7 protein-coding genes are annotated in these 10,750 nt (G+C 69.4%); 2 read left to right on the plus strand and 5 right to left on the minus strand.

What is annotated here, in order from left to right; translation table 11 throughout:
* A partial coding sequence (locus tag Q7W29_08110) for a hypothetical protein (GenBank protein MDO9171780.1) occupies positions 1-204 on the plus strand: 204 nt, incomplete at its 5' end.
* A gap of 66 nt (positions 205-270) precedes the next feature.
* Here the strand turns inward: Q7W29_08110 and Q7W29_08115 are convergent.
* The 5 genes from Q7W29_08115 to Q7W29_08135 all read right to left on the minus strand — a co-directional run bounded on the left by Q7W29_08115 (position 271) and on the right by Q7W29_08135 (position 10,411).
* A complete protein-coding gene (locus Q7W29_08115) occupies positions 271-3,963 on the minus strand; it encodes a S8 family serine peptidase (protein MDO9171781.1) in 3,693 nt (1,230 codons plus the stop codon).
* A 365-nt stretch (positions 3,964-4,328) separates the two neighbouring features.
* Positions 4,329-7,616, minus strand: a complete 3,288-nt coding sequence (locus tag Q7W29_08120) for an efflux RND transporter permease subunit (GenBank protein MDO9171782.1) — start codon at positions 7,614-7,616, stop codon at positions 4,329-4,331.
* Positions 7,613-8,686, minus strand: coding sequence for an efflux RND transporter periplasmic adaptor subunit (locus tag Q7W29_08125; protein ID MDO9171783.1), 1,074 nt, complete (start codon positions 8,684-8,686; stop codon positions 7,613-7,615). The genes Q7W29_08120 and Q7W29_08125 overlap by 4 nt, the downstream gene beginning before the upstream one ends.
* Before the next feature lie 23 nt (positions 8,687-8,709).
* Positions 8,710-10,173, minus strand: a complete 1,464-nt coding sequence (locus tag Q7W29_08130) for a TolC family protein (GenBank protein ID MDO9171784.1) — start codon at positions 10,171-10,173, stop codon at positions 8,710-8,712.
* A gap of 28 nt (positions 10,174-10,201) precedes the next feature.
* Positions 10,202-10,411 (minus strand): DUF2892 domain-containing protein, encoded by a 210-nt coding sequence (locus tag Q7W29_08135; protein MDO9171785.1) that lies wholly within the window; start codon positions 10,409-10,411, stop codon positions 10,202-10,204.
* 181 nt (positions 10,412-10,592) lie between these two features.
* Here Q7W29_08135 and ispH point away from each other — a divergent pair.
* Positions 10,593-10,750, plus strand: a 158-nt coding sequence (ispH, locus tag Q7W29_08140) for a 4-hydroxy-3-methylbut-2-enyl diphosphate reductase (protein ID MDO9171786.1), incomplete at its 3' end; no start/stop codon positions are given.

Consider the following 10,750-nt stretch of genomic DNA (forward strand, 5'->3'; position numbering starts at 1 on the left):
CGGTGGGAGAACGGTGCGGCGGTGACGCCGGCGATGCTGCGGGGAGCGACCGAACGGGTGTTGACGGTGCGAGACATCTTGAAGGTGCGGCTGTTCCGCACGCGGATCGAGCTGCCGGCGAGCTGGAGTCAGTACTACGAAGGCGGTGTGGAGACGGTGGCGCTGGCGGTGAACCGTCGGCACGGGCTGAAGTATGCGTTCTGAAGAGACGGCAGAGGCGAGGCCGCGGGGCCTCGCCTCTGCTAGGGACAATTTCTGAACCAGAACCAGCTACTTCAGGAGCAGCATGCTCTTGGAGTAGGTCATCTCATCCGAGCGCAACCGGTACAAGTAAGTCCCGCTAGGCGTCGGCTGCCCGGCGTCGTTGCGGCCGTCCCAGGTGACGGTGTGGTGCTGGGCGGACAGGTGCCCCTGCACCAGGCGACGCACGACCTGGCCGTGCAGGTCGTAGATCTCCAGGGAGACCGCCGACGGGCGGGACAGGTCGAAGCTGATCACCGTGGACGGGTTGAACGGGTTCGGGGAGTTCTGGAACAGCTGCGTGACGCGCGGCACCGCGTTCGCCCCGGGCTGGTCGTCACCCTCCGGATCCTCGACGCCCACCGAGCCGGTGACCGTCAGCGTCACCGGCACCACGATCTGGATGTGATCCGGATCGTTGGTCGTGATCACCACGTTGCCGGTGTAGATGCCGTCGGTGAGGTCGGTCGCGTCGAAGTTGACCGCGATCAGACCGCCGGCGGTGTTGCCGGGCAGGGTGCCGCTCGCGGGCGCGATCGACAGCCAGGGGGCCGGCGGCGGCACGGAGCTGAACAGCACGGCCATGTTGTTGTGGACGTAGGCCGCGTTGAACACGGTCTGCAGGCCGTCGGTGCCGGCGGCGTTCTCGATGCCGACGGTCGCCGCGGTGAGCGTGCCGGTCATCGTCTTGTACTGGAGGACGATCGTGTTGTCGGCGTTCAGGATGGCCTGGAAGGTCTCGGCCTCCGAGGTGCCGTAGCGCACGACCGCGTCCCACTGCACGATGAACCGCTGGTTGGCGACGTCGGCGTAGTAGTACACCGTGCCGGCGGACAGCGGGTTCAGGTCGTCCCAGAACGGGGCGATCAGGTTGTTGGGCTCGGCCGCGTTGGGGATGGCGGCGTTGGTGTACGTCGTCACCGTCGAGGAGAACGACAGCCAACCGTTCGAGCAGGCCCGGACGGCCGAGTAGTCGGTCCCGTAGAAGCTGAAGTTGAAGCCCAGGTTCAGCGGCGCGGACGTGATGTCGTCGCCGTCGGTCAGGGCCGTGCCGACGCCGTTGATCTCGACCCAGTTGTAGGCGGGGCCGCCGAAGGCGTCGCTGTCGATCCAGGTGTAGCCGAAGCCGTCGGGGCCGCCGGAGCCCAGCAGCGGCGACGTACCCTCGCGGGTGTCGACGGCGCCCTTGGGCAGGTCGATGGCCTCGGGCTGCGCGGCCGCATCGGTGCCGGGCAGGTCCATGTTCGCCGCTGCGGTCCAGGACAGTTCACCGGCGCCGTTGTTGTCCAGCGTGATGAACTGCTGGGAGATGCCCAGCGGGGGCAGGGTCTCGCTCAGGCTGGCGGGGGACCAGGCCACCGACGGGTAGGCCGGGGGCACGATCGTCGGGAAGACGATGAAGTCGACGAAGGCGCAGTCGGCGCCGGTGCTGACCGAGCTGTCCTTGTCGTAGGTCCAGGTGAAGGTGTGGGAGCCGGCTCCCACCGCGAAGGACGCCAGCGTCCAGGGCACGGTGCCGGACCACGAGCCCTGCTCGGCGCCGTCGATGGCGAAGTGCAGGTAGTCGTAGCTCGCCTCGGATTCCACCCGGTAGTAGAACTCGATGTTCCCCGCCGCGAGCACGTTCAGCGTGAGCGCCAGCACCGACGCCTGGGAGTCGCTGATGTCGCCGCTGCGCACGCTGTGCGTGCCTTCGTAGGCGTCGGTCGTGGTCACGAACCAGTCGGCGTTGCCCGAGGTCTCCCACGGGTACAGCGTCAGGCCGCCGCTCTCGAAGTTCTCGAAGATCAGGGCGGGCAGCGTGAAGTCCTGCTGCACGTTCGCCGTCAGGTTGATGGCGACCTGCTGGCTGCCCATGCCGTAGGCCTGGGCCAGCACGTTGTAGGTCGTCCCGACGGGCAGGGTCAGCTCGTAGTAGCCGGTGCCGTCGGTTGTGGCCGGGGTCACCGGGGTGCCCAGCGCCCGGACCGTCGCGCCGCTGACCGGCGCCGCCGAGTCGTCGAACACGTAGCCGTAGATCATGGCCGAGGGCGCCGGCACCAGGGCCATGTCGGCCGTGGTCGTGACGTCCTCGACGACCGACACCGGCTGCGAGCCGGGCAGGTAGCCGAAGGCCGAGTAGTCGAAGGTGTAGGAGCCCTGCTCCATCATCATGGAGTAGAGGCCCAGGGCGTTGGTGTTGGCGGCGCGCGGCGTGCCGACGACCTCGACCAGAGCGCCGGCGATGGGATCGCCGGTGACGCTGTTGGTCACGACGCCCGCGGCCGTGCCGTAGCCCTGCATGACCGCCAGCACGGCGTCGTAGGCCTGCACGAAGCCGAATCCGTAGGTGTTGTCCTCGCCGACGGTGCCCAGGTCCATGGCGGTGTCCATCAGGATCTGCTTGATCGTGATGACGTCGAGGCCCGGGTTGGCCGAGCGCATCAGGGCGACGACGCCCGCGATGTGCGGGCCGGCCATCGAGGTGCCGCCCAGGTACTGGTAGGTGCCGCCGGGCTCGGCGCTGTAGACGTTGTCGCCGGGGGCGCAGATCTCGGGCTTCATGGCGTAGGCGCCGCCGCAGCCCGACGGTCCGCGGCTCGAGAAGCTGCTGATCGTGTAGGGCGGGGTGTCGATGGTCGAACCGACGCTGAAGCAGTTGTACGGGCTCGCGGCGCGGTCGCCGGGGCTGCGCAGGGTGGTGGAGCCGGGGCCCTCGTTGCCGGCCGACCAGGTCAGCACGACGCCCGAGGCCTCGCAGTTGTCGATCGCGGCCCACCAGCGGCTGTCGCAGTCGAAGTAGCCGGTGAAGTTCTCGTTGACGCCCCAGCTGTTCTGCACGACGTCGGGGACGTCGCCCAGGGTCAGGGGGTTGCCGTCGGGATCGGCCATGAACTCGAGCGAGGCGATGACGCCGTTGTCGAACGCGGCGCCGGTGCTGGAGTTGATGATGTTGGTGGCGATCCACTGCGCGCCGGGGGCCACGCCGATGGAGTCGTCCGGAGCCAGACCGGTGATGGTGCCCATGACGTGGGTGCCGTGGTAGTGGCGGTCGACGGGGAAGGAGGGGTCGCCCAGGTTGGCGGCGTCCAGCCAGCACTCGGCGGCCGGCGCGAAGTTGCCGCGCCAGCGGGCCGACAGGGCGGGATGGGTCCCGTCCACGCCGGTGTCCAGCACGCCGACGACGGCGCCGGTGCCGTTGATGCCCAGCTCGCTCCACACGCGGCGGGCGCCGACGGCGACCACGCCCGGGGTGATGCCGATGCCGGCGGTGTCCTTGTCGAAGCCCTTGGACTGGCGCTCGGTGGCGGGTTCGATCAGTTCGATCTCGAGGTTGGGTTCGACGATCTCGACGTCGTCGCGCAGCGCGAGGGCGCGGGCGCCGTCGACCGTGGTGCGCACGACGACCGAGTTGACGAGCCAGTGGGGCGTGTAGCCCTTGACCTCGCCGAGAGCCTTGCTCGCAGCCAGGTCGGCCAGCAGCCGGCCCTGGGAGCGCTTCGAAACATCCTGGAGGGCGCCGACCACGGTGGCGTGGCGGTCCTCCATGGAGGTCTTCGCGTTGTGCAGCTGCCAATCGAGGGCAGCCACATCGACCTGGTCCTGCAGGACGACCAGGACGGTGATCTCATCGCTCCCCAGCATGCCGCCGACGTACTTCTCGAAACCGCGGGAGACGTTCCCCGCGGCCGAGACGCCGGCCAGCATGACGAGGGCCAGGGCTAGGACGAGAGCTTTTCTCATGTTCGACCCCTTCTCTGGCTAGGCCAGGACTCATGATGGGACAGGATCAGAGCGCCCCGCCGCGAGGCGGTGCAACGTGCCTTATAGCATTGGCGGGGAGGACATTCTATCACAGATCCCATCGTTCAGACAATCCCTAGATATTGCCCACGATATCATATCTTTCAAGTCGTCAATATGGCCAACGTCATCTGGATCAAGCTGTTAGATGAAAACGGCCGATCGAGCCGGAGCCCGATCGGCCTCAAGACAAGTCGGCGGGGGTTGGAGGGAGAAACCGACTTGCCCCGTACTGCCGACATTACGCGTTTCGTGCCTCGATATCAATATTTAACACAAGTTAAATATCGACACCGCAAATCACCTTACTTCTTGTACATGTAGTAGGCCAGCGGGATCACCACCACCGTCAACAGCGTCGACACCATGGCCCCGAACACCAGCGACAGCGCCAGCCCCTGGAAGATCGGGTCGAACACCATCACCGACGAGGCCGTGATCACGGCGCCCGCGGTCAGGGCGATCGGCAGGAACCGCACGGCCCCGGACTCGATGACCGCCTCTTCCAGGCTCAGCCCCTGCTTCAGGCGCGACTCGATGAAATCGATGAGCAGGACGCTGTTGCGGACCATGATGCCCGCCAGCGCGATGAACCCGATCATCGAGGTGGCCGTGAAGAAGGCGCCGAAGATCAGGTGCCCCGGGATGATGCCCACCAGCGTCAGCGGGATCGGGATCATCATCAGGATCGGCACCACGAAGTTCTGGAACCAGCCCACGATCAGCAGGTAGATCAGCACCAGCACGATGGCGAAGGCCAGGCCCAGGTCGCGGAACACCTCGTAGGTGATGTGCCATTCCCCGTCCCACTTCAGGCTGGGCTGCTCGCTGTCGCCGGGCTGCGCCTTGAAGTGCTGCTTCAGCTCGGTGCCGTCGGGCAGGGGGATCTGCGCGATGCGCTCCTTCATGTCGAGGATCGCGTAGATCGGCGACTCCAGCTCCCCGGCCACATCGGCGGTCACGTAGACCACCGGCTTGAGGTTGCGCCGGTGCAGGCTCTGGGGCAGCGTCGAGGTCTCGATCCTCACCACGTCCGACAGCGGGATCAGCGCCCCGGCGCTGGAGTAGACGTAGAGGTCGGACAGCGCCTCGAGGCTCGAGCGGTCGGCCTGCGGCAGCCGCAGGGTGATGGGGACGGCCTCGACCGCCTCCGGGATGTGGGCCAGGCCGGCGTCGAAGCCGCCCAGGGCCACGGCCAGCGTGCGGGCCACCTGGTCGGTGCCGACGCCGCGCACCGCGGCGCGCTCCTTGTCCACGACGAAGCGGTAGCGGGTCTGGTCGGCCTCGACGAACCAGTCGATGTCCACCACGCCGGGCGTGGTCTCGAAGACCTCCTTCACCTGCCGCGCGACCTCCACGCGGCTGGCGAGGTCCGGGCCGTAGACCTCGGCGACGAGCGTCGAGAGCACGGGCGGCCCGGGCGGCACCTCGGCGATCTTCACCGCGGCGCCGTGGCGCTTCGCGATCTCCTGGATCGGGCCGCGCACGCGCTTGGCGATGTCGTGGCTCTGCGCGTCGCGCTCGCCCTTGGGCAGCAGGTTCACCTGCAGGTCGGCCACCGTCGGGCCCTGGCGCAGGAAGTAGTGCCGCACCAGGCCGTTGAAGTTCACGGGCGCGGGCACGCCGGCGTAGAGCTGGTAGTCGGTGACCTCGGGCACGCCGGAGAGGTAGTCGCCGATCTCGCGCGCCACCTCGGTGGTGCGCTCGAGCGTCGTGCCTTCGGGCATGTCCACGATGACCTGGAACTCGCTCTTGTTGTCGAAGGGCAGCATCTTCACCTGGACGGTGCGCGTCACGAAGAGCAGCGACACCGCCACGGTCAGCAGGGCGACCGTGCCCAACACCAGGATCCGCTTGCGCCCGTCGGCGATCAGCGGGGCCATGAGGCGGCTGTAGAGCTTGAAGATGCGCGTCTCGTGCAGGTGGTAGCCCGTCTCCTTGGCCGCGAACTCGGGGTCGTCGGCGAAGCCGCCGGTCGCGTCGAGGGCGTCCTTGTCCTTGTGACCGAGCAGGCGGACGGCCAGCCAGGGGGCGACCACCAGCGCGATGAACAGCGAGAAGAGCATCGCCAGCGAGGCGCCCACCGGCATCGGGCGCATGTAGGGGCCCATCAGGCCGCGCACGAAGGCCATCGGCAACACGGAGGCGATGACGGTGAAGGTGGCCAGGATGGTCGGGTTGCCGACCTCGTCGATGGCCTGCAGGGCCGCCAGCAGGCTGCGGCGGCCGGCCATCTTGAAGTGCCGGTGGATGTTCTCGACGATGATGATGGAGTCGTCCACGACCAGGCCGGTCACCAGGATCAGCGCGAAGAGCGTCACGCGGTTGAGCGTGTAGTCGAGGATGTAGTAGGTGAACAGCGTCAGGCCGAAGGTCGTGGGGATGGTCAGGAAGATGATCAGCGCCCCGCGCCAGCCCATCGCCGGCAGCACGACGACCACCGCCAGCAGGATCGCCAGCATCAGGCTGAAGATGAGCTCCTTCGCCTTGTGCTGCGCCGTCTCGCCGTAGTCGCGCGTGACGGTGAGGTTGACGTCGCCGGGGATCAGGCGGCCCCGCAGGGTCTCCACCTTCTCCAGGACGTGGGCCGCCACGCGGGTGGCGTCGCTGCCCTTGCGCTTGGAGACCGAGACGGTCACCGCCGGGTACTCGCCGCCCGCGGCGAAGCCGCCCTCGCCGGCCGCCAGCGTCGCCGCCCCGTGGCCGCCGTGCCCGCCCTCCGACGCGTACCCCGGCCCGAGGCCGTGGAAGGCGTAGCTGTCGACGTCGGACGGGCCGTCGGTGACCGTCGCCACGTCGCCCAGGCGCACCGGGCGCTCGCCGAACACGCCGACCACCAGGTCGGCCACGTCCTGCGCCGAGGTCAGGAACGAGCCCGCCTCGACCGTGAACTGGCGGTCCAGGGCCGGGAACGAGCCCGCCGGCAGGCTCTGGTTGGCCGACTGCAGGGCCGGCACCACCGACAGCGGGGTGACGTTGAAGGCGGCCATGCGCTGCGGGTCCAGCTCGACGCGCAGGCTGCGCTTGCGGCCGCCCACCACGTCCACGACCGAGACGCTCTCGATGTCCTGGATCTCGTTCTTCAGCTCGCCGGCGATCTGCCGCAGCTGGAAGTGGTCGTAGTCCTTGCTCCACAGGGTGAGCGACATGATCGGCACGTCGTCGATGGAGCGGACCTTCACCAGCGGCGGCAGCGTGCCCGGCGGCATCTGGTCCAGGTTGCCGGCCAGCTTGTTGTAGACGCGCACCATGGCCTTTTCCATGTCGTGGCCGACCAGGAAGCGCGCGGTGACCAGGGCGAAGTTCGGGTAGCTGCTGGTGTAGACGTACTCGACGCCCTCGACCTCCCAGATCCGCTGCTCGAGCGGGCGGGCGAGGCGGCTCTCCACCTCGGCCGGGTCGGCGCCCGGCAGCATGACCATGATGTCGATCATCGGCACCACGATCTGGGGCTCCTCCTCGCGCGGCGTCAGCGACAGCGAGAACATGCCCAGCAGGAGCATCGCGACGATCAGCAGCGGGGTAAGCTTCGAGTTGATGAAGGCCTGCGCCAGCTTCGTGGCGGGGCCGTACTGCCCGGGCTGGTGGGTCATGACCGCGTCACCACCCGGTCGCCCTCGTTCAGGGGCGTCGCGCTGCCGGTGACGACCGTCTCGCCGCCCGACAGGCCGGACAGGACCTCCACCATGCCGTCCCTCTCGTCGCCCAGGCGGACCCAGCGCAGGCGCGCGGTCCCGTCCTCGCCGGCGAGGAACACGCCGGTCAGCTGGCCGCGCACCACGAGCGCGGACCGGGGCACCAGGACGCCGCGGCGCTCGCCCGTGGTCAGGTCCACGCGGGCGAACATGCCGGGGCGCAGGCGGGGATCGGGGTTCTCGAGGTACAGCTCGACGTCGTAGGTGCGCGAGCCGGGGTTCGCCGACGGGATCACGCGGGCGATCGGGGCCGCGAACACGGCGCCGTCGAGCGAGGTCACGGCGATGCGGGCGGTGTCGCCGGCCGCGATCAGGGACACGTCCCGCTCGCCGACGGCGGCCACCACCTTCAGGCGGTCGAGCTGGTCGACGTACATCAGCGGCTGCCCGGGCGAGGCCATGTCGCCCACCTCGACCATCCGGCGCGTCACCACGCCCGCGGCGGGCGCGACGATGTTGAGGTAGCCGAGGTGCACGCCCGCCTCGGAACGGGCGGCCTGGGCCTGGGCCAGGCCGGCGCGGGCCCGTTCCAGCCCGGTGGTCACGTCGTCGAGCTGCTGCTTCGAGACGGCCTTGCGCTCGTACAGGTTCCGGAAGCGCGCGGCGGTCGCCTCGGCGTTGGCGACCACGGCCTCGGCCTCGCGGACGCCGGCCTCGGCCTGCTCGCGCCGGGCGCGCAGGTCCTTGTCGTCGATGCTCAGCAGCGCCTGGCCGGCGCGCACCGCGTCGCCCTCGCGCACGTGGATCCGGCTGACCCAGCCCATCATGCGGGTGCTGACGTGGGCGCGGACCGCCGGCTCGACGCTGGCGACGGCGCCGACGGTCACCGGCAGCGTCGTCAGCTCGGCGGTCGCGGTCTCGCAGGCGACTTCCTTCGCGGCGGCGTGCGTCGCGGGCTTCTCGTCGCCGCAACCGGCGAGGCCGGCGATCAGCAGGCCGGTCGCGGCCAGCAGCATGGCGTTCTTCATGGCGTGATTCCTCCGCAGGTTGTTCATTCGCGGTCCTCCCGGCCGGCTTCGGGGTCGATGGCCCCGGCGTAGATCGTCCTGGCCTCGCTGACGCGCAGGTCGTGCCGCGCCTGGACGAGGTCGCCTTCGGTCTGCGTGGCCATGGCCTGCACGTCCAGGAGGTCGACCATCGAGGCGAGGCCTTCGCGGTACATCTCGTCGACGATGCGCAGGCTCTCCCGCGCGGACACCACGGCGTCGGCGGCGACGGCGAGACGTTCCGCGGATGCGCCGACCTCCCGGCTGGCCTGGTCCAGCTCGAGGCCGGCCTGGCGCTGCGCGAAGTCGGCCATGTGAGCGGCCGCGCGGCTCTGCGCGCGGGCCTTGCGCAGGGCGCCCACGTCCTCGAGGCCGGAGAAGACGTCCCAGGTGGCGTAGACGCCGAACGTCCAGCTGTCGGCCTCGTCGCCGAACAGCTCGTCGCGGTGGAACCAGTTCTTCTCGGCCTGCAGGTTCAGGTGCGGCAGCATGGCGCCGCGGGCCACCTTGGCCATGTGCGCGGCGGCGGCGGCCTGCGCGCGGGCGGCGAGCACGTCGGAACGCTCGGCGGCGCCGGCTGGCGGATCGTGCGCGACGACCGCGGCGCCCGAAGTGCCTGCGGCACCCGTGGGGGCGGCCTCCGCGGCCGGGGCCAGCGGCAGCGACGTGTTCACGGCGGTCAGCAACCGGATGTGTTCGCCCGCCGTCGCGGCCAGGTTGCGCACCTCGATCAGGCGCTGGCGCAGGCCGCCGCGGTGGACCTTGGCCTGGAGCAGGTCGGCCTCGGTGGCCATCTCGTTGTCGACCATGGCCTGGGCCTGCTCCAAGTGCCCGTCGGCCGAGGCGAGCGCGGCCAGCAGGACGCTCTCGTAGGCCTTGGCCAGCACGAGGCCCTCGTAGGCCTGCACGGCGTGGAAGCGCACCGTCTCGGCGGCGCGGGCCTGCTCGTGGCGGGCGGCGCCGGCCATCGCGTCGGCCGCCTTCTTGCCGTAGAGCGCCATGCCGGCGTTGAACACCGGCTGCTGCACGCGCACCTGCATGATGTTGTTCTCGCCGATGCCCGGCTCGTTCAGGGTGTTGCCGGCGGGCGGCGCCGCGAAGTCGGCCATGGTCGCGCGCCGCTGGTTCAGCTTGAACCCGAAGCCGTACAGGGCGTCGTCGGTGCGCAGCCGGTACGCCCCGAGCGAGACGCGGGGCAGGAAGCCGCGCCAGGCGCCGAGGGCTTCCGCGTCCGCGGCGGCCCGCATCTCGCCGCTGGCGGCGAGCATCTCGTTGTGCCGCAGCGCGGCCGTGATCACCGACGCGCGGTCGACGTACAGGGTGTCGTCGCGCACGACGCCGATCTCCTCGAGCCCGGTGTCCGCGGCCGCGGCGGCGGGACCGGCCAGGAGCGACAGCGTCGCCAGGACCATCAGGAGACCGCCGCCGGCGGCGAGCCCCGATCCCGTCTTGTTGCCTGGAGTCTGCATGGTTCTCCCTCTCCGGACGATCGTTTGGCTAGCGGGGACCCGCGTCGCGAGTCTCCGGGACGCCGGCCTTCTTGAGTATCGTGATCAGGGGGCACCAGCCGGTGAAGGCCGACTGGAGCAGGTTCAGACCGACGAAGGCCGTGAACCACAACCAGTTGGGACTGACGAAGTGGGCCAGGGCCAGGCTCAGCAGCACGAAGGCGCCGGCCACGAGCCGCAGGATCCGGTGGAGTGTCATGATCGAGCCTCCCGTGTCGGGGTCTATATACAATCAACTGCGAATACAATTATATATGATTATACTGGTCTGTCAAGTCCCCGCAACCTGGAATTTGCCCCGCTCGCCGAACTGGCCTATCCTGCTGCGAATCCTGGGTCTGACACCGCGTCCGGGGCTCGCGCCGCAGTGAAAGGTTCGCATGTCCCCCTCCTCGCAAGAGAGAACGTTGCTGGTCGCCGGGCCGCGCGGGTTCTGTGCCGGCGTCGAGCGGGCGATCGCCATCGTGGAGCAGTTGCTCCCGCTTGTCGAGGGTCCCCTGCACGTGCGCAAGGAAATCGTCCACAACCGGGCGGTGGT

It is taken from the genome of bacterium, assembly GCA_030654305.1.
GTDB lineage: Bacteria > Krumholzibacteriota > Krumholzibacteriia > LZORAL124-64-63 > LZORAL124-64-63 > PNOJ01.

Coding starts and splice junctions, on each gene's coding strand:
- Q7W29_08115 (MDO9171781.1), bottom strand. CDS start 3,963: ATGAGAAAAGCTCTCGTCCTAGCCCTGGCCCTCGTCATGCTGGCCGGC.
- Q7W29_08120 (MDO9171782.1), bottom strand. CDS start 7,616: ATGACCCACCAGCCCGGGCAGTACGGCCCCGCCACGAAGCTGGCGCAG.
- Q7W29_08125 (MDO9171783.1), bottom strand. CDS start 8,686: ATGAAGAACGCCATGCTGCTGGCCGCGACCGGCCTGCTGATCGCCGGC.
- Q7W29_08130 (MDO9171784.1), bottom strand. CDS start 10,173: ATGCAGACTCCAGGCAACAAGACGGGATCGGGGCTCGCCGCCGGCGGC.
- Q7W29_08135 (MDO9171785.1), bottom strand. CDS start 10,411: ATGACACTCCACCGGATCCTGCGGCTCGTGGCCGGCGCCTTCGTGCTG.